This window comes from Streptomyces sp. P3, assembly GCF_003032475.1.
Classification (GTDB): domain Bacteria; phylum Actinomycetota; class Actinomycetes; order Streptomycetales; family Streptomycetaceae; genus Streptomyces.
Genome location: NZ_CP028369.1, coordinates 5,992,651 through 6,011,338 on the forward strand (window position 1 = coordinate 5,992,651; position 18,688 = coordinate 6,011,338).

An 18,688-nucleotide genomic window follows, 5' to 3' on the forward strand; every position below is an offset into this window, starting at 1 on the left:
GTCCAGCAGCACGGCTGAGGTCGTGATCGGCGAGGGCGGTCCGGTTCTCCGGAACCGGTCCGCGGACGCCGACGAGCGGAACGGAGGTGGTACGCCATGTGCGGTCTGAGCGGAGAGATCCGCTTCGACGGACGGCGACCCGATCCGGCGGCCGTCGGGCGCATGAGCGACCGGCTCGCCGCCCGCGGACCCGACGGCCAGGGCTTCTGGACGCGAGGCGCGGTGGCGCTGGGGCACCGGCGGCTGAAGATCATCGACCTGTCGGACCTCGGGGCCCAGCCGATGACGGACGCCCGCGGCGAGCTCACCGGCGTATTCAACGGCTGCGTGTACAACTACCGGGAACTGCGCGACGAACTGCGCGGCCTCGGCCACCGTTTCACGTCGACGTCCGACACCGAGGTGGTGCTCAAGGCCTACCGGCAGTGGGGGACCGCCTGCGTCGAGCACTTCCACGGCATGTTCGCCTTCGCCCTCGTCGAACACCGCACCGGCCGCGTGGTGCTGGCCCGCGACCGGCTCGGCATCAAGCCCCTCTACCTGTCCCGGACGCCCGGCCGGCTGCGCTTCGCCTCGTCGCTGCCCGCCCTCCTCGCCGCCGGGGACGTGGACACCTCGCTCGACCCGACGGCCGTCCACCAGTACCTCAGCTGGCACGCCACGGTGGCGTCGCCCCGCACGGTCCTGAACGGGGTGCGCAAGCTTCCCCCGGCCACCGTGCGGGTCGTCGAGCCGGACGGCACGCACCGCGACCACCGCTACTGGCAGCCGTCCTACACGCGCCGGCCCGACTACGCGGGCATGGGCGCGAACGAATGGCGCGACGCGGTCCTGGAGGCGCTGCGCACCGCCGTACGACGCCGGATGGTGTCCGACGTCCAGGTCGGCGTGCTGCTCTCCGGCGGCCTCGACTCCAGCCTCATCGTCGCCCTGCTGGCCGACGAGGGGCAGCGGGACCTGATGACGTTCAGCGTCGGCTTCGAGTCGGAGGGCGGCGAGGAGGGCGACGAGTTCCGCTACTCGGACCTGGTGTCCCGGGAGTTCGCCACCGACCACCGCCGCCTGCTGGTGCCCTCCGACCGGGTGTCGACGGCCCTGGACGGCGCGATCGCGGCCATGAGCGAGCCCATGGTCAGCCATGACGTGGTCGCCTTCTACCTGCTGTCCGAGCAGGTGTCGAAGGAGGTGAAGGTCGTGCAGAGCGGGCAGGGCGCCGACGAGGTGTTCGCCGGCTACCACTGGTACCCGCAGCTGGCCGAGGCCGCCCGGGAGGACGAGCCCGAGCGGTACGCCGACACGTACTTCGACCGGCCGCACGCCGACCTCGCCCGGATTCTCCAGCCGCACATGCTGCCGCACCGCGACGTCTCGGGCGACTTCGTCCGCGCGCACATGGCGGTGCCGGGGGCGCAGAGCGCCCTGGACGCGGCACTGCGCCTCGACACCCACGTCATGCTGGTCGACGACCCCGTCAAGCGGGTCGACAACATGACGATGGCCTGGGGCCTCGAGGCCCGGGTGCCGTTCCTCGACCACGAGCTGGTGGAGCTGGCCGCGGCCTGCCCGCCGGAGCTCAAACTCGCCGACGGCGGAAAGGGCGTGCTGAAGGAGGCGGGCCGCAAGCTCCTGCCGCGCGAGGTCGTCGACCGCCCCAAGGGCTACTTCCCCGTCCCCGCGGTCCGCCATATGGCGGGTCCCGTCCTGCAGCGCGTGCGGGAGGCGCTGAAGGCGCCCGAGGCGACGGAACGCGGGCTGTTCCGGGAGTCGTACGTGGCCGAGCTCCTCGCGGCGCCCGACGAGTGCCGGACCAGGCGCGGAGCGAACGCCCTGTGGCAGGTAGCTTTGCTGGAGATATGGCTGCAGACGCACGGAATCACGTGACCGACGGCGACCGGAGCGGGCGGGCCGCACAAGGCCCGGCGCCCGCCCTGCGGCGGGTCGACGCCGGCCTCGCGACGTTCGGAGCGCCCGCATGGCACGCGGGCGCTCCGCCCGCGGACCCGCCCGCGGACCCGCCCGCGGACCCCCGCCCCGCGGACGGGGACGCGTCCGGCGAGGTGTGCGCGGCCGCCCCGGCCCTGGTGCTGCTGCCCGAGGCGGCCGGACCGCGCGAGGCCGTGAGCCGGCTGCGCGCGCACGGCTGCTGGTACCCCTCCGCGGGCGCCGACGGGGCCGAGGTGGCCTTCATCTGCGACCGCGGCGGGGTGCCCCAGCTCTGGGCCGGGCCCGTGAACAGCGCGGAGGTGCGGCTGCTGGACTCCTCGCCGGATCCCGTCACCGAGGTGTCCTGGTCACCGGACGGCCGCTGGATCGCCTACACCACCGCGCCGGGTGGCGGCGAGCACTCCCGGGTGCTGTGCGTGCGCCCCGACGGCACCGGCCGGCGCGTACTGGCCGGCGCCGACCCGGGCAGCACCGCCTACCTGGGCTGCTGGTCGCACGACGGCGCCTGCCTCGCCGTCACGGTCACCGCGCCGCCCGCCCGCGCCCCCGGCGACCCCCGGGGCCGGAAGCCGGCGGACCGCGGCCCGGCCGGCAGCCCGCTCGACGGCTCCCCGCCGCCCGCCGGGTGGGCCGACCGCGGCGGACACGCCACGCTCCTGGGCGCCTCCTCCTACGACGCCGGAACGTGGCACGGTCCGGCGGCCGCCACGGGGACGGTGACCGGGGCGACGAGCGGCGCGCCGCTCGAGGACACCGCTGCTGCGGCGACGACCGTGCGCCCCGACGGCGGCCTGTCGGTCTACCTGCTCGACCCCGACGGTATGACGTCGCCCGCCCTGCTGACCACGGAGACCCACGCGGCCACCCTGCGGGCCTGCGACCTCAGCCGGGACGGCTCCCTCGTGCTGCTGCGCCGGGGACCGCGAGGCCGGCGGGAGGCCGTCGTGCGGCGGACGGACGACGCGAGGGCCACCTTCGCCCTGCCGGTCGCCGACGGAGACCCGTGGATCGGCAGGTTCTCACCCGACGCCCGGACGCTGTGGCTGCGCAGCAACGCGGACCGGGAGTACGCGGCGCTCCTCGCCGTGGTCCTCGACGCGGACGGCCGGCCCGAGGGCGCCTCCCACGACCTCCTCGAAGCGCCGCACCACACGTGGGTCGTCGCGGAACGCGAGGGCTGCGACCTCGAACTGCTGGCGATGGCCCACGACGGCCGCACCGCCGCCCTGGCCTGGAACAGCCGGGGGGCGAGCGCACTCGAACTGGTCGAGACCTTCCCGGCCCTCCAGGGTGTACCCGCAGCTCCGGCTCCCGACCGCACGGGCCCGGCACGGCCCGTCCCCCTGCCGCACGAGGTCGTCACCCGTGTCACGGCGGCCGGAGCGGGCCGCCTGCTGCTCGCGCTGTCGGGCTCGCAACGCCGCCCCGGCGTGTGGTGGGCCCACGAAGGCGTGTCCCTGTTGCGCACCCCCTGGTCCTCGAAGGACGAGGACGCCGTCCCGCCGGGCCGTCCGCCCGTGCGCCCCGTCCCGCTGCGGCTGACGGCGCGCGACGGGCTGTCGCTGAGCGGCTGGTACTACCGTGCGCCGGGCCGTCCCTCGAGCGTGCCCGCGCCCTGCGTGATCCATCTGCACGGCGGCCCCGAGGAACAGGAACGCCCCGTCCTCCACCCGCTCTACCACGAACTGACCGGGCGCGGCCTGGACGTCTTCGCCCCGGACGTGCGCGGATCCTCCGGCCATGGCCGCTCCTTCGTCGACGCCGACCTCGGGGCGGGCCGCTTCGCCGCCCTGGACGACGTCGCCGACTGCGCGGCCCACGTCGTCACGACGGGGCTCGCCGACCCGACACGGCTGGCCGTCATGGGCCGCTCCTACGGCGGCTACCTGACGTTCGCCTCCCTGGTGTGGCACCCCGAACTTTTCCGCACCGGAGTGGCCGTCTGCGGCATGTCCGACCTCCTGACCTTCTTCGCGGCGACGGAACCCTGGCTCGCCGAGTCCGCCGCGCACAAGTACGGTCACCCCGACCGTGACCGGGAGCTGCTGCGCTCCCTGTCGCCGATGACCCGCGTCGACGCGCTGCGCGTCCCGGTGCTGGCCGTCCACGGCGAACACGACACCAACGTGCCGCCGGAGGAGTCGCGCCGGTTCGTACGGGCCGCCCGCGAACGGGGTCTCGCCGCCGAACTGCTCACGCTGCGCGACGAGGGCCACGACTTCCTGCGCGCGGACAACCGGCGGCTGTTCCGCCGGGCCGCCGCCGACTGGATGGAGCGCCACCTCCTGCTGTGAACGTCTCCCGGCGGGTGTGAACGTTCCCCGGACCCGGTGTGCGTAGAGCGGCGGACGCGGGGTAGTCGAAGCGAGTCGGCAGGAAGCGGCGCGATGCCTGGGGAGGTCGAGCGCCGCTTCCTGCCTTGCTTTCCCCGGGCGGGGCCTGCCCCCGCTGTCGCCGGGCGGGAGGCCCGCTGCCGCACGCCGGTGGCGCGGACCGTGCCGGGCGGGAGCCGACGGCGGTGATGGCAGGATGGTTGGTATGGACATTCGTCGCAGGAACAACGTCGTGATCACCGGTCGGCCGGACGGACCGGTGGTCGTACTGGCCCACGGGTTCGGCTGCGACCAGAACATGTGGCGACTGACGGTCCCCGCCCTCGCCGAGCACCACCGGGTCGTCCTGTTCGACTACGTCGGCTCGGGCCGCTCGGACCTGACCGCCTGGGACGAGAAGCGGTACTCGACCCTCCAGGGCTACGCACAGGACGTCGTCGACGTCTGCGAGGAACTGGACCTGCGGGACGCCGCCTTCGTCGGCCACTCGGTCAGCGCGATGGTCGGCGTCCTCGCCGCGCGGGCCGCGCCGGACCGGATCGGATCGTTGGTGATGGTGGCCCCGTCGCCCTGCTACATCGACACCGACGGCTACCGCGGCGGGTTCAGCGCCGAGGACATCGACGAACTGCTGGCGTCCCTGGAGTCGAACTACCTGGGCTGGTCCGCGGCCATGGCCCCGGTCGTCATGGGCAACCCCGAGCGGCCGGAGCTGGGCGAGGAGCTGACGCACAGCTTCTGCGCCACCGACCCCGACATCGCCCGCGTCTTCGCCCGCACCACGTTCCTGTCCGACTCCCGCGACGACCTCAAGACCGTGGCGGTGCCGACCCTGGTCCTCGAATGCGTCCAGGACGTCATCGCCCCGCGCGAGGTCGGCGCCTACGTGCACGCCGAGATCCCCGGCTCCACCCTGGTGACGCTGCCCGCCACCGGCCACTGCCCGCAGCTGTCCGCCCCGCAGGCCACCAACGCGGCCGTCCTCGACTTCCTGCGCGGCCTGAGGTGATGTGCCCCGCCGGAGAAGGACCGGAGCCCTACGGGGCGGACGCCGCGTCGACCGACGCCGCGTTCACCGCGCTGCTCGAGGACAGCGCCGAGGACCTGTACGAGTCCGCGCCCTGCGGATACCTCTCGACGCTGATGGACGGCACCATCGCCAAGATCAACACGACACTGCTGGGCTGGCTCGGCCTGGAGCGCCGGGCGGTGGTGGGCCGCATGCGGTTCACCGACCTGCTCGCCGTGGGCGGCAAGCTGTACCACGAGACGCACTTCGCGCCGCTGCTGCAGATGAAGGGCGAGATCAGCGGCATCGCCCTGGAGATGAAGAAGGCCGACGGCGGACGCATACCGGTCCTGGTCTCCTCCGTCGTCAAGCACGGCGGCGAGGGCGAGCCGCTGCTGATCCGCACCACCGTCTTCGACGCCTCCGACCGCCGCTCCTACGAAGAGGAACTGCTGCGCCGCAAGCGGGAGGCCGAGCAGGCGCACCGGCAGGCGGAGGCCGACCGGGCCCGGCTCAAGGAGGCCCTGGCCGCGCTGCAGCAGTCCCTGCTCCCCGCGACCCTGCCGAAGGTGCCGGGCGTGGAGACGGCCGTGTACTACCACACCGCGGCGCCGGACCGGCTCGGCGGCGACTTCTACGACCTCTTCGCCCTGGACGGCAGCCGCTGGGCGTTCTTCCTCGGCGACGTGTGCGGCAAGGGCCCCAAAGCCGCCGCGGTCACCTCGCTGACCCGCTACACCCTGCGCGCGGCGGCCCTGCACGACCCCGACCCCGTCACCGCGCTCACCACCTTGAACACGGTGCTGCACGAGCGCTACACCGGCGGCGACCCGCGCTACTGCACGGCGATCTTCGGCATCCTCACCCGCGCCCCGGACACCGGTCGCGTCACCGTCAGCCTGGCGTCCGGCGGCCATCCGCCCGCCCTCGTCATCCGCGGCGACGGGGAGACCGACTTCCTGCCCACTCCCGGAGGGCTCCTGGTCGGCGTGCTGCCCCAGGCCACCTTCACGCCCGCCGCCACCACCCTCGGACCCGGCGACACGCTCCTGCTGTACACCGACGGTCTGACCGAGGCGCGCACCGGACCCGACCGCGCCGACCTGTACGGCGATCACGCCCTGCGCGACTTCGTCGCCGCGCACGCCGGCGCGTCACCGCACGGCATCGTCAAGGCCCTGACCGGGCTGCTGGAGGGCCTCGGCGACGGAGTCGACGACGACACCGCGCTGCTCGCCATCGGTGTCCCGGGCATTGGTCCGGCACCCCTACCGGCAATGGATCACCCGAGATGAACACAGTGAAGATCGCCGCTCGTGACGCGGCCACCGGTCCCGTGATCGAGGTTGTCGGCGACCTCGACTACGCCACCGCGCACGAGCTGCGCGACTTCGTCGCCGGGACCGTCCTGCGTCCCGGCCAGTGCGTGGTCCTCGACCTGGCGCGGCTGGAGTTCTGCGACTCCAGTGGCATCACCGCCCTGATCGCGGCCCGCAACCACGCGGCCGCCGCCGGGGCCGACGTCGCCCTGGCCGGCGTGCCCGCCAACACGCTGCGCGTCCTGCGGATCGTCGGACTCGACCAGGTCTTCCTGCTCCACCCCGACGCGCGCTCGGCCACCGGCGACCGCCCCACCGGCACACCGCCCCGATAGCCCCCGCGCCGCGACCCGGTGACCGGAAACCGGGTCTACGACGAGAGACCCGCCACCGGCGACGGACCCGTGGCGGTACCCTCCGGGACCGGCACGTCGAGGTACCGATTCCCGAGGGGTCATCCGCGCTCGCGCAGATACGCCTCCAACTCGGCGGCCCCGCTCAGCAGGGCCCGCCCGCGCGCGGACAGCCGACGGTGCCAGTCGCCCAGCGCGCCCTCCAGCGGCTCCAGGCCGCCGGCCGCCCGCACCTGGGTGATCAACGGGGCTATCTGTTCCAACAGGTATCCGCCCCGCCTGAGGTGGTGCGCCATTCGCACATCCCGCACATCGGCCTCGTCGTAGACCCGGTATCCGGTCACCGGGTCGCGGCGCGGGCGCACCAGACCGGCGCGCTCCCATGCGCGCAGGGTCGCGGGCCGGATGCCGAGCCCTCTCGCCAGGGGCCCGATGAACAGGCCGACGGCCCGCGGGCGCGTGGTGCCGGGTGCGGATGCCGTGGCGGGCGTCAGGTCGCGCAGGGCGCGTTCCACGGCCTGGAGCGTCCTTCGGTCCTCCAGCAGCCGGGCGTGGCTCTCGTCGACACAGCGGAAGGCCTCGTCGAGCGCGCCCGCGTTCACGGCCCGCATGATCGCCGTCGCCGTCGGGTGGCCGTGACCGGGCACGAGGGCCAGGAACGCGGCCAGGGCCCGCGCGTGCAACGGCGTGTAGGTGCGGTAGCCGTGGGCCGTGCGGTCGGCGGCCGGAAGGATGCCGGCCTCCTCGTAGTTCCTGACGGCCTGCGTGGACAGGCCGTGACCGCGCGCCAGGTCGATCGGCCTGAGCTGTCCGTTGCTTTGAAGGTTTCGTCCCACGACCTCCATGCTATCCGGGCACAAGGCGGAAGAAGTCTCCACCGAAGCTTCAACGATAGCGTTGAAGGCATGGCAACTGACCTCACGGACACCGCCCATGCCGTCGAAGCGGCCGCCGTCATGAAACTGCTCGCACGGCGGCCCCGGCTGCTCTCCCTGGGCGAACCCACCCATGGCGAGGACACCCTGCTCGACGTGCGCAACGAGCTGTTCCGGCAGCTCGTCGAAGAGGAGGGCTACCGCACGATCGCGTTGGAGAGCGACTGTCTGGCGGGCCTGGTCGTGGACGATCATGTCGCCTTCGGCGCCGGGACCCTGGACGACGTCTTGGAGCGCGGGTTCAGCCACGGATTCGGCGCCTCTGCGGCCAACCGCGAACTCGTGCGCTGGATGCGCGCCTTCAACGAGGGCCGGCCCGCCGCGGACCGGCTGCGCTTCGCAGGCTTCGACGGCCCGCTGGAGATCACCGGCGGCGCGAGCCCCCGGCAGGCTCTCACCGCGTTGCACGCCCACCTCGCCGCCCGGGTGGACGGGGACCTGCTGCCCTGCACCGAGGAGACGCTGGACCGACTCCTCGGGGCCGACGACCGGTGGCCGGACCCGGCCGCGATGACGGACCCCTCGCGGTCCGTCGGGCGGTCGCGCGAAGCCGGCGAACTGCGGCTGATCGCCGACGACCTGGTGGCGCTGCTCGACGCGCAGACCCCGCACCTGACCGCCACGACCTCGCGCGACGAGCAGGACCGCGCCCGCCTGTACGGACGCACCGCCGTCGGTCTGCTGCGCTACCACCACTGGACGGCCGACACCTCACCGGGCCGCATGACCCGTCTGGTCGGCCTGCGGGGCGCGATGATGGCCGACAACCTGCTCGCCCTCGCCGAGCGAGGGCCGGTCCTGGCGCACGCACACAACGCGCATCTCCAGCGGGAGGAGAGCTCGATGCGGATGGGTGGACGGGAGGTGCGGTGGTGGAGTGCCGGCGCGCTGGTGCACGCCCGCCTGGGCGACGAGTTCGCCTTCCTGGCCACCGCGGTCGGCACGATCCACGGCCGCGGAGTGGACGCCCCGACACCGGACACCGTCGAAGGACTCCTGTACGCCCTGCCGCACGACCGCTGTGTCATCGACGTCCCGCGCCTCGCCGCAGCGCTCGGCGACCCGCGCCCCTCCCCACGCCTGTCCCCCTGGTTCGGCTACGCGCCCCTCGACCCCGCCCATCTCGCCGACGGCGACGCGATCGTCTACGTCAAGAACCTCGCGGAGGGATAGCGCGCCGCTCTCGCCCCGCGTGTCGGCCCTCGTCACCGTGCGGCGAGTTCCCGGTCAGGCAGGCGGCGCGCTTTTTCGCGCTCCGGGGTTGGGCGAGCGAACGGCCATCGGGTTTACAGACGCGGGCAACGGTCGGCTGGAGACCCGATACGGGCTGCTGACGGGCATCGCCGCCGAGGCGGGGGTGTCGGTCAGCACCGTGTCCAAGGTGGTGCACAGGCGGCGCGACGTCGGCGCGGCCACCCGGGCTCGGGCGGCGGAACTGAGCGCGGGCCGCCGCGCGGCGGCCCGGAAATCGGGTGTGAGGGAGCCCCGAGAGGGGACTTGGAGTGCAGGCAGGGTCCAGCGGCGTTCCCATGGGGCTGGCCCGGCCCAGGCTCTTTCGGTTCAGACAGCGTGCCGGGGGAGCCGCCCCCGCGGGGTCAGAGTCCGCCCTTCTCGCAGACCAGGCGCGCGACCTCGCGGAGCTTGACGTTGTTCTCCTGCGAGTAGCGGCGCAGCACGTCGAAGGCCTGCTCCTCGTTGAGGTGGTGGCTTCCCATGAGGATGCCCATGGCCTCGCCGATGGCGTGCCGGGTGGCGACGGCCTGCTCCATCTGGGCGTGGGTGCGGGCGCTCGAGAAGGCGACCGCGGCATGCGAGGCGAGCAGCCAGCCGGCCAGCTCACTGGCCTCGCCGAACGCGCCGGGCTTGCGCGAGTAGAGGTTCAGCGCGCCGAGATCCTCGTCCTCGGTGAAGAGCAGGAAGCCCATCATGCTGCCCAGGCCGAGTGCGTGGGCCTGCGGGGCGTAGGCCGGCCAGCGCTGATGCTCGACCGTGAGGTCGGCGATGCGGTAGACCCGCTCTCCGGAGCCGCTGCGGGCGGCGTCGAAGCACGGTCCCTCGCCGAGCCGCGCCTGCAGGCGGTCGCTGTCGACGACCAGGCGATCCGTGGGAGCGAGCGACTCCACCTGCGAGTCGTGCAGCACGAGGATGCCGGCGGCGTCACAACCGGCCACCAGCTCGGTGGCCGATGTGGTGATCCGCTCGAGGGTGGCGCCGACCGAATCCTGCGCGAGGAGATCCCGCGCCATCGACGCCATTTGTTCCGCAAACCGGCCCCAGTCCACGCCGCGCTCCATTCTCCCGCCTGCCTGCAACTGCCCGCATACCCAGCTTGGCACGCGAGTAGCACCACGATCAGGGCGACGGCCCGGGGCCGGGCGGGGGAGCGGCGCCCTGCCGTCGGCGGGTCCGGTCGCCCACGTCCCCGCCCGCCCCGCGCCCAGCCGCCCCCACGTCCCGCCGCCCGGGCGGGCGGTGCGGAGTGTGTGGATCAGCCCGACCGGAGCGTCACGACCCGGCGTGGGATGTGGGGTCCGTCTCGGCACCCAGGGCGTCCGTCCACGCGGTCTGCACGCGCTTCCACTCCCGTTCGCAGCCGCGTGCACGGCGTGCGGGGAGCGACCGCGGGCCGACGAGGTCCGTGTGCCGCGCGGGGTCGGCCCCGTAGAGGTAGCAGAGGTGGTTGACGGCGCGCTGCTCGTCCGTGGAGTGGTCGTCCTGCCGGCCGTCGTCGGCGTTCTCGTAGATGATCGCGGACAACCGCCAGGTCCGCGCGGCGGAAAGCAGCCGCCGTTGCCCCTCGGCTCCCTCACGGAGCAGCATGAGCGCGGCGAACTGGTCCGCGCGATCCTCCTCACGAGCGCTCAGCGGGAGGTCGAGAACGTCGAGCACCGCGTGCGCGCTCTCGTGGAACAGCGTCTCCAGCATGACGGCGGACAGCACGTCGTCGGACGCCCGTTGCCCGGCAGCCCGGTAGAGATCACGGGTTTCGGAGATCTCCTCGTAACAGATCTCCATGCGTCGAGCGCCGGGGTCGTACGCGGACCCTTCGCCGCCGCAGGACCGGAGGACCATCACCACCGGCGGATCCAGTGCGACGAGAGCGCCGACGCCCGCAGCAGCCGCCTCGGGCAGCTTGCGGGTGCGGAGGAACGCCGCGTCGCCCCTGTCCGCACCCGACGGTTGCTCGTAGCGGACGGTGACACTCGAACTCACGGCGCTCGGCGCGTCGGCCGTGCCCGTTCGGCACCCCGTGGCGAGGGCCGTGAGGACCACGCAGAGGGAGAGCGTCGCGGAATGCGGGGCGGCCCGGGCCGGCTTCCTGCTGCGGACGTCTCCCCGGCCCGTGGTGCGGGCACGCATCGCCACCGGTCCCCCTCCCCGATCCCACCCACCGGCATTCCTACCAGAGACCGTCCGCGGGTGAGCGTTCGCCGGAGGGGCGGAGCGCGGGCGGCCGGTTGAAGCCGTGCCTGCGGAGGTCGCCCGCGCGGCGGCGGGCCGCCTGCGCCGTGCGGGCAGTCCGCGCTGCCCGGGCCGCGCGCTGCGCTATTCGATGCGGGTGGCGGCCCTGTCGGCGTGGCCGCCGGCGCCCAGCAGGCCCGTGGGGCGCAACGGCTCCTCGGCCTCGAGTCGGGGCAGGGTCCGCCGCGTCGCGCGCAGCACGAGGGGTGGGATCGCCGCCCGGCCCACCTGGGCGAGACGCAGCCACGAGGGGATGTAGACAGCGGTGCGCCGCTGTTCCACGGCGCGCACCAGGCGGGCCGCGACGGCCTCCGGGGGGTGCACACGCCGTGCGGGAAACGGCATGTGGGCCCGCAACTCCCGCAGGGCGGCGTACCGGTCGCCGTCACGGATCATGTCCGTGTCGATCCAGCTGAGGTAGGCGAGGCCCACGGCCACGTCACGGTGCGCGACCTCGGCCCGCAGGGCGTGGGCGAAGGCCTCCACGCCGGATTTCGACGCGCAGTACGCGCTCATCAGCGGGGCGGCACCGAAGGATGCCAGCGAGGCGATCTGCAGGTGATAGCCGGCGGTCCGCATCAGGTCGGGCAGGAAGGCCCGGGCGGTCTGAGCGCTGCCGACGAGGTTGACCTCGATCACGCGGCGCCACGTCCCGGCATCGGTACGGGCGAAGAGCCCGGCTTCGGCGACGCCCGCGTTGGCCACGACCGCCGACGGCGGGCCCAGGCGCCCGCGGACGGCTTCCGCGGCGTCGTGGAGGGCCTCGCTGTCGGTGACGTCCACCCGCAGGGCCAGCGTGGTCCCCGGCAGCGCTGCGGCCGTCGCCCGCAGCGCCGCCCCGTCGTGGTCGAGCAGGGCCAGCCGCGCACCCCGCCCGGCGAGCGCGGCCGCGAGTGCCGCTCCCACGCCGCGTGCTGCTCCGGTGATCACGACGGTGCGGTCCTTGAGAGGGCTGTCGTCCACGGCGGTTCCCTTCTGGTTTCCGGGGTTCGGGCCGGGGGAGAGGGACGCGGCCGGGCTCCGTTCCGGCCGCGTGTCGCCCCTGCCGGGCCGGCCTCAGCCCGGACGGTCGCCGCCGTCGGCCGGGCGGGCCGTGTGGGCGGGGTGACCGGCGGTGCGGCGCGCCTCCTTCATCTCGGCCTCGTACAAGTGGTCGCGGCCCTGAGCCAGCTGGTTCACGGCCTCCCGGGCGAGGCGCGTGAACGGCTGGTGGTAGGTCGCGTCGTACGCCTCGACGATCTGGAAGGTCCAGCGCCCCGGGATGACGTTGCGGCCCAGGATCTCCGTGTCCACCGTGTCGGCCCATTCGGGGTGGCCGGCCTTGCGCAGCAGGTCGACGGCCTGGTCCAGCTGCAGGTCCGCGGTGCCCGTCAGCTGGTGGAAGCTGTAGAGGTGGCCTCGTGCGCGTTCGGTGGTCTCCAGCGCCTTGGACAGCGCTCCGAGCGCTTCCACGGTCTCGTCGCTGACGCCTTCCGGGCGCCGGTGGGCGCGGTCGGGACCGTCGGGCGCAAGGGTGTGGTCGGTGCCGTCCTCAGGGATGTCCATGGTGATGTCCGTTCCATGTACCAAGCGGCTCGCGGGCCGAGGGGAAGGGGGCGGTTCGGGGTGTCACGGCGCGTGCGGTGTCTTCCGTCCGGTGCGGTCCCGGCGGGTGAGGACACGCTGGGCGCGGGTGAGCCCCGAGAGCCGCTGCCGGTGCAGTGCGGCACGGGCGGCGTTGGCTCCCGGGGCCCCGTGGACGCCTCCGCCCGGGTGCGCGGAGGCCGAAGCGAGGTAGAGCCCCTTGACGGGAGTCTCCGGGCGGCCCGTTCCGGGCACGGGGCGGAAGACGAGCTGCTGGTGCATGGCCGCCGTGCCGCCGTTGATCGCGCCCCGGTACAGATTGCTGTCCAGCGCCTGGAGCGTGGGCGGGGCCAGGATGCGCCGGGCCCGGACGAGGGAGCGGAATCCGGGAGCGAATCGTTCGACCTGGCGTTCGATCCGGTCGGCCATGATCTCCTGCTCCCGGGGGCTCCAGGAACCCGTCAGCCCCTCGTCGCCCGCGTCCGACGTGATGACCTGCGGGAGATGGGTGTACGCCCAGGCGGCCTCGGTCCCCCGGGGCGAACGTGACGCGTCCGCCGTGGTCATCTGGCCGAACAGGGCGAACGGCCGGTCGGGCGCCTGGCCCATGGCGATCTGGGCCGCGAAGCGGGTGAGCTCGTCCACGCCGTCCGCCAGATGGACGGTGCCGGCCTGCGCGGCCGACGCGGCCCGCCAGGGCACGGGACCGTCGCACGCCCAGTCCACCTTGAAGGTCGCGAAGTCCCACTCGAAGCGCCTGAGGTCGTCGAGCACCTGGGACGGCAGGTGCTCGGCTTCGACGAGCCCGCCGTACAGCGCCGAGGCCGACACGTCCGCGAGGACGGCGCGCCGGGCGGCCACCGCCTCACCCTCGGCGGTGCGCACGCCGACGGCCCGCCCGTCCCGCACGATCACGCGCCGCACGCGCCGTCCGCAGCGCAGGACGCCGCCACGCGATCGCAGCCGGCGCACGAGTGCTTCGGTCAGCGCCCCGGCGCCGCCGACCGGCACGGGAAAGCCGAAGCTCTGCCCGAGCATGGACATCAGCCAGCCGAAGCCGCCGCTCCCCGCGGCCTCCGGAGCCAGGTCGGCGTGCAGCGCGTTCCCGGCCAGCAGCAGCCTGCCGCCCTCGCCCCCGAACTCCTCTGTCCCCATGCGGCGCACCGGCAGGATCAGCGTCCGGGCCATCCGCAGGCCGCCGGCCCCCCTGAGCCTCGCGGCGAGCCGGGCGGTGGCGCGCAGCGGCGGGAACGGGGTGAACAGGGCGTCCAGAATGTCCGGGCCGAGGCGCTCCCACGCGTTGTGCAGGCGCCTCCACGCGTCCCCGTCGCCGGGGTGGAAGGCGTCGAGGGAGTCGGCGGTGGCGTCGAGGTCCCGGGCGAGTACCGCGCACCTGCCGTCGGCGAGCGGATGGGCCAGCACGCGGGGTGCGTGACTCCAGCGCAGCCCGTGATCGCCGAGACGCAGCCGCCGCAGCACGGGCGACGCGGCGGCGAGCGGATAGAACGAGCTGAAGAGGTCGTTCACGAACTCCGGGTCGACCTCCCGGTCGTGACGCACCGCTCCACCCGGCTCCGGCTGCTCCTCCAGGACCTCCACGCTCCAGCCCTCGTCGGCGAGCAGGTTGGCCGCCACCAGCCCGTTGGGCCCGGCGCCGATCACCACCGCATCAGGCATGACCGCCGCCGACGCCGTGCGCTGCCTCCCTGCGCCCCCGCGACCCCGACAGCCGTTCGGACCGGCCCTGCTCCTCGCACACCCGGGCGAGCCGGGCCAGCATCGCGCGGTGGCGCAGCTGGATCAGTCCCTCGAAACCCACGTTGTGAAGCCGCCCGCTCGCTCCCTGCAGCGGATGCTCGTCCACGATCACCAGGCAGTGCTCGCCCCAGGGGCGCAGCTCGATGGCGATGCGCGCCGATCCCAGCACGCCCGCGTGCGCCTCGAGCTCCAGCTCGGAGCCCTCCTCGCAATGCCGCACGACGGTCTCGTCGGTGAGCCGGAAGGGGCCGAGCCGCACCTCGTAGCCGATCGCGGAGCCGACCTGCGGCCACTGTCCCCGCACCGGTTCGGAGGACGCCGTCCCCACCACCCACTCCGCATACCGACCGCCGTCCGCGAGGACGGCCCACACGGTCCGCGGACTCACCTTGATCAGCCGATGCCGTACCGCCACGCCACACCTCCGGAGCACCAGGACAGGTCCCCGGCCGAGTGCCCAGCACGGAAAACCCCAACCGGCGGCCACCGCCGGGCGGCCCCGCTGAGCGGTTCCTTTGCCTCCGCGGCGGCGGCATGAGTCCCTCGCCGCGGGGTCCCGCACCGGACCGCAGGCGTGCACGGCGGGACGGGGGGCTTCCGCGGCCGCGGGTGCCGACGAGTCCGCGTCCGGCATCGGAAATCGCCCTGGGCGCATGGCTCGGGGCGTGGGCTCAGCGCGTGACTCGGCTGCTCCGCTCGGGTCTACGTCGGCGCGGCATCCTGACACGCGCGGACACTCCGGCCGGTCGGACGACGGCGGACGACGGTAATCGCGCGTCGGCGGGGTAGAGGGACGTCGACCGGCCGCCCCGACGGGGCCGGCGCCTCCCCGCAGAGAAGGAGTCGAGGATGACCGACGAGGCCTACCTGTTCCTGCTGGACGACGCGTCCGCGGCGCTCGGCGTCGCGCCGTCCGCCGTCGGCGACCTCGCGTGCATGGCCACTCCCGCGGTACAGGCGTGGCTGGACGCGCAGGGAATCCCGGCGGCGTCCCCGCGGCTGCGCCTGCTGCCGCCGGAGGAGCGGGGGGCCGTCCCGAAGGGAGCGGAACGGCTGCCGGTGCCGTTGAGCGACGAGGAGCTGAGCCGGGTGCGGCACGGGCTGGCGCCGGCGTCGCTCGCGCAGGTGGAGGAGGATCTCCTCGCCTACCGCGACTGCACCGACGGCCGGGACGGTCTGATCGGACGTGCACTGGCCGCGGGTGTGCCGCCCCACCGCGTCGTGGAACTGACCGGAGTGGATCCCGCGGCGGTGACAGCGGCGTCCGGCGAGCGATGACGCACCGACCGCGCCGGCCACGCCGGGGGCGCGGGCGAGCCTCCTGCGGAAGGTCGGCTCGCGTGCGGTCGGATACGGTCGCGGGTCAGGTCTTCGACTCTTCGGCATCGGTCGACACCCTCGACCGCGCCCGGGCCGCCCCCGGCCGTGTCCCTGCCCACGCTCCGCGGCAATGGCCCGTCGTGCCGGTCGCAGCGGCCTAGGCTCGTGTCCCATGATCGTATGGCTCAACGGAACCCACGGTGCCGGCAAGACGACAACCGCCGCACTCGTTCAGCAACTGCTGCCGGATTCCCGCGTGTTCGACGCCGAGAAGGTCGGCGAGACGCTCATGGACATCACACCGGGGCTGCCCGGCACGGACAACTTCCAGCACTGGCCGCCATGGCGCCCGCTCGTCGTCGAGACCGCCCGCCACGTACTCGACTACACCGGCGGCACCCTGGTGATGCCCATGACCGTCCTGGTCGAGGGGTACTGGCGCGAGATCGGCGCGGGCCTCGCGCGACACGCCATCCCGGTGCGGCACTTCGTCCTCCACGCGGACCAGGACACCCTGCGCGGACGCATCGAGGGGGACACCGTCCTCGGACCCTCCGCGTTCCGCCTGAGGTATCTGGAGCCCTACGCCGAAGCGGCCCGCACGTGGCTGCACGCGGAGGCGGAAGTCGTCGACACCACTCACCTCACGCCCGGCCAAGCCGCGCTGCGGATCGCGGAGGCCGTCAAGAACTGAGCTCCGGGGGGATGGGAAGGTGAGAGCGTCGCATCCGTTCACGGAGGGGAAACCTCGGCATGGCCGTCATTCACCACACCGTCCTGAAGCCGACCAAGCTGGAACTGCTCACTTCCTGGCTGCCCACCCGGCCGTGGTACGTCGGCGGCGGGGGCCGGCCGGAGCCCGCCAAGGCCGGCGGCTTCCGGCTGGACGACCCGCAGGGCGAGGTCGGGATCGAGTTCATGGTCGTCACCGACACCGCCGGCCCGCACCCGGCCGCCTATCTGGTCCCGCTCACCTACCGCGGAGCCCCTCTCGTGGAGGCGGAACACGCCCTGGTCGGCACGATGGAGCACGGGGTGCTGGGCCGGCGCTGGGTCTACGACGGCTGTCAGGATCCGGTGCTGGTCGCCCAACTGCTGGCGCTGATCGAGGGCCGGGTGCAGGCGCAGGCGCAGAGCACCAGTGACGCGCCCGACCGGGAGGTCACCCGCTCCTACACCGGCGTCGCGCCCCTCGTCGCGCCCCCCACCGCCTCCGCCGCCGACGACCGGGACGGCACCGAACTGCCCGCACCGAACGGCACGACGCTCCGCCTGCAGAGGCTGCTGGCCCCTGTCCCGGACGACGCGCACCTCCTCCCGCCCGGTGCGACCGGCCACGTCGCCGGTCCCTGGCTCACACCGGCCGGGACCCGCGAGCGGAGCCTGTTCGCCGTCCTGCTCGCGGCGCCTCGCGCCTAGCTTCCTCCCCGCCCGGTGCCGTCAGGTGGGGAGGAAGCCAGGCCACCAGGGCGGGACGTTCCCCGGGCACACGGGATCGGGATACGAGGCCGGCATGCCGAGCCACGTCACGAGGAACCACGTGAACCACAGGGTGAAGAGCAACCCGGTGACCAGTGCCGCCCGCGGGTGGGTTCGTCCGAGGGTGCCGCGCAGGACCGGCCACGGAGCGGCGGCGGCCAGCCAGACGACCGGCGCGAGGAAGAGCAGGGTCCCCAGGTCGGCGCCGGCGTTGACACCTACGTCGCAGGAGGCCCATGCCCTCCCGACAGCCACGACGGACACCACCGCGGTCAGGCCCCCGAAGACGGTGCCGAGCAGGACGCCTCTCACCGCTCGCGCGATCCCAGGCTCGCCGCGTGGTCGGCGACGTAGGTGCGGAGATCGCGCGGCGGGCGCTGGTAGCCGGTCGAGGCGGGCCGCTCGGGGAGCTCCAGCACGGGTGGCGGCACCTCGTGGTACGGCAAGGACGACAGCAGGTGGGCGATCATGTTCAGCCGTGCACGGCGCTTGTCGTCGCTCTCGACGACGTACCAGGGCGCCTCGGTGATGTCGGTGTGCACCATCATCTCGTCCTTGGCCCTGGAGTACGCCTCCCAGTTGGTGATCGACTCCAGGTCCATCGGGGAGAGCTTCCACCGCCGCAGGGGGTCCTCCAGCCGACGCCGGAAACGCTCCTGCTGCTCGGTGTCGCTCACCGAGAACCAGTACTTGCGCAGCAGTACGCCGTCCTCGGCCAGCATGCGTTCGAAGATCGGGCACTGACGGAGGAAGAGCTGGTGTTCCTCCTTCGTGCAGAAGCCCATCACGTGCTCCACGCCGGCACGGTTGTACCAGGACCGGTCGAACAGCACGATCTCCCCGGCCGCCGGCAGATGCTCCACGTATCGCTGGAAGTACCACTGGGTGCGTTCGCGTTCGGTGGGCTTCGGGAGTGCCGCGATGCGCGCCACGCGCGGGTTGAGGTGCTCGGCGACCCGCTTGATCGTGCCGCCCTTGCCCGCCGCGTCCCGGCCCTCGAACACGATCACCAGCCGGGTGCCCGACGCCCGCACCCACTCCTGCAGCTTCACCAACTCCGTCTGCAGCCGCAGCAGTTCCTTCTCGTACGCCTTGCGCGGCAGTGCCGCCGCCTTCTTGCCGGACATGCCGCCTCCACCGCCCGTGACCCCAACGCCGACGCCTCCCGCGTTCTCACCCGTACCGAGATCGAACACCAGGACGCCACCGTACT

At 73.6% G+C, this 18,688-nt stretch carries 18 protein-coding genes; 9 read left to right on the forward strand and 9 right to left on the reverse strand.

Translation table 11 applies throughout. The annotated features are described in order from the left end of the window. The first annotated feature begins 96 nt into the window (after nt 1–96). The 5 genes from C6376_RS26485 (at nt 97) to C6376_RS26505 (ending at nt 6,940) form a co-directional block, all read left to right on the forward strand. Nucleotides 97–1,881, forward strand: a complete 1,785-nt coding sequence (locus tag C6376_RS26485) for an N-acetylglutaminylglutamine amidotransferase (RefSeq protein ID WP_107445729.1) — start codon at nt 97–99, stop codon at nt 1,879–1,881. Next, nucleotides 1,854–4,238: a prolyl oligopeptidase family serine peptidase gene (locus C6376_RS26490; RefSeq protein ID WP_254076055.1), complete on the forward strand. Its 2,385-nt coding sequence runs from the start codon at nt 1,854–1,856 to the stop codon at nt 4,236–4,238. Before C6376_RS26485 ends, C6376_RS26490 begins: the two co-directional genes overlap by 28 nt. A gap of 244 nt (nt 4,239–4,482) precedes the next feature. Continuing rightward, nucleotides 4,483–5,286, forward strand: a complete 804-nt coding sequence (locus tag C6376_RS26495) for an alpha/beta fold hydrolase (RefSeq protein WP_107445731.1) — start codon at nt 4,483–4,485, stop codon at nt 5,284–5,286. Then, nucleotides 5,286–6,581 (forward strand): PP2C family protein-serine/threonine phosphatase, encoded by a 1,296-nt coding sequence (locus tag C6376_RS26500; RefSeq protein WP_107445732.1) that lies wholly within the window; start codon nt 5,286–5,288, stop codon nt 6,579–6,581. The genes C6376_RS26495 and C6376_RS26500 overlap by 1 nt, the downstream gene beginning before the upstream one ends. Next, the gene (locus tag C6376_RS26505; protein ID WP_107445733.1) at nt 6,578–6,940 is read left to right on the forward strand and encodes an STAS domain-containing protein; all 363 of its coding nucleotides are present in this window, start codon (nt 6,578–6,580) and stop codon (nt 6,938–6,940) included. The genes C6376_RS26500 and C6376_RS26505 overlap by 4 nt, the downstream gene beginning before the upstream one ends. 119 nt (nt 6,941–7,059) lie before the next feature. Here the strand turns inward: C6376_RS26505 and C6376_RS26510 are convergent, their stop codons facing one another. Next, nucleotides 7,060–7,794 (reverse strand): TioE family transcriptional regulator, encoded by a 735-nt coding sequence (locus C6376_RS26510; protein ID WP_107449203.1) that lies wholly within the window; start codon nt 7,792–7,794, stop codon nt 7,060–7,062. A 69-nt stretch (nt 7,795–7,863) separates the two neighbouring features. Between C6376_RS26510 and C6376_RS26515 the strand changes: the two genes are divergently transcribed. Further along, nucleotides 7,864–9,066 carry an erythromycin esterase family protein gene (locus C6376_RS26515; protein WP_107445734.1) on the forward strand — a complete coding sequence of 401 codons (1,203 nt, stop codon included), beginning with the start codon at nt 7,864–7,866 and terminating at the stop codon, nt 9,064–9,066. 422 nt (nt 9,067–9,488) lie between these two features. On the opposite strand, the gene C6376_RS26525 is transcribed toward C6376_RS26515, so the two are convergent. From C6376_RS26525 to C6376_RS26550, 6 genes are all read right to left on the reverse strand, one after another. Next, the gene (locus tag C6376_RS26525; RefSeq protein WP_107445735.1) at nt 9,489–10,187 is read right to left on the reverse strand and encodes a GAF and ANTAR domain-containing protein; all 699 of its coding nucleotides are present in this window, start codon (nt 10,185–10,187) and stop codon (nt 9,489–9,491) included. Nucleotides 10,188–10,398: 211 nt separating this feature from the next. Then, entirely contained in the window at nt 10,399–11,253 is an 855-nt protein-coding gene (locus C6376_RS26530; RefSeq protein ID WP_254076405.1) for a DUF4344 domain-containing metallopeptidase, read from the reverse strand. Nucleotides 11,254–11,439: 186 nt separating this feature from the next. Further along, on the reverse strand, nt 11,440–12,318 hold the full coding sequence (locus C6376_RS26535; RefSeq protein ID WP_107445737.1) for a short-chain dehydrogenase/reductase: 879 nt from the start codon (nt 12,316–12,318) through the stop codon (nt 11,440–11,442). A gap of 93 nt (nt 12,319–12,411) precedes the next feature. After that, nucleotides 12,412–12,900 carry a hypothetical protein gene (locus C6376_RS26540; protein ID WP_107445738.1) on the reverse strand — a complete coding sequence of 163 codons (489 nt, stop codon included), beginning with the start codon at nt 12,898–12,900 and terminating at the stop codon, nt 12,412–12,414. A gap of 63 nt (nt 12,901–12,963) precedes the next feature. After that, nucleotides 12,964–14,595, reverse strand: a complete 1,632-nt coding sequence (locus C6376_RS26545) for an NAD(P)/FAD-dependent oxidoreductase (protein ID WP_107445739.1) — start codon at nt 14,593–14,595, stop codon at nt 12,964–12,966. Beyond that, nucleotides 14,588–15,091: an SRPBCC family protein gene (locus tag C6376_RS26550; protein WP_107445740.1), complete on the reverse strand. Its 504-nt coding sequence runs from the start codon at nt 15,089–15,091 to the stop codon at nt 14,588–14,590. The genes C6376_RS26545 and C6376_RS26550 overlap by 8 nt, the downstream gene beginning before the upstream one ends. A 434-nt stretch (nt 15,092–15,525) precedes the next feature. Between C6376_RS26550 and C6376_RS26555 the strand changes: the two genes are divergently transcribed. The 3 genes from C6376_RS26555 (at nt 15,526) to C6376_RS26565 (ending at nt 17,415) form a co-directional block, all read left to right on the forward strand. Next, a complete protein-coding gene (locus C6376_RS26555) occupies nt 15,526–15,954 on the forward strand; it encodes a DUF6003 family protein (RefSeq protein WP_107445741.1) in 429 nt (142 codons plus the stop codon). Nucleotides 15,955–16,168: 214 nt separating this feature from the next. Next, nucleotides 16,169–16,690: an ATP-binding protein gene (locus C6376_RS26560; protein ID WP_107445742.1), complete on the forward strand. Its 522-nt coding sequence runs from the start codon at nt 16,169–16,171 to the stop codon at nt 16,688–16,690. Nucleotides 16,691–16,749: 59 nt separating this feature from the next. Continuing rightward, nucleotides 16,750–17,415, forward strand: coding sequence for a 1,4-alpha-glucan branching protein (locus C6376_RS26565; protein WP_107445743.1), 666 nt, complete (start codon nt 16,750–16,752; stop codon nt 17,413–17,415). A 21-nt stretch (nt 17,416–17,436) separates the two neighbouring features. Here C6376_RS26565 and C6376_RS26570 read toward each other — a convergent pair whose 3' ends face one another. After that, a complete protein-coding gene (locus tag C6376_RS26570) occupies nt 17,437–17,787 on the reverse strand; it encodes a hypothetical protein (protein WP_107445744.1) in 351 nt (116 codons plus the stop codon). Beyond that, nucleotides 17,784–18,602, reverse strand: coding sequence for a polyphosphate kinase 2 (ppk2, locus tag C6376_RS26575; RefSeq protein ID WP_107449204.1), 819 nt, complete (start codon nt 18,600–18,602; stop codon nt 17,784–17,786). The genes C6376_RS26570 and ppk2 overlap by 4 nt, the downstream gene beginning before the upstream one ends. Between the last annotated feature and the right edge of the window lie 86 nt (nt 18,603–18,688).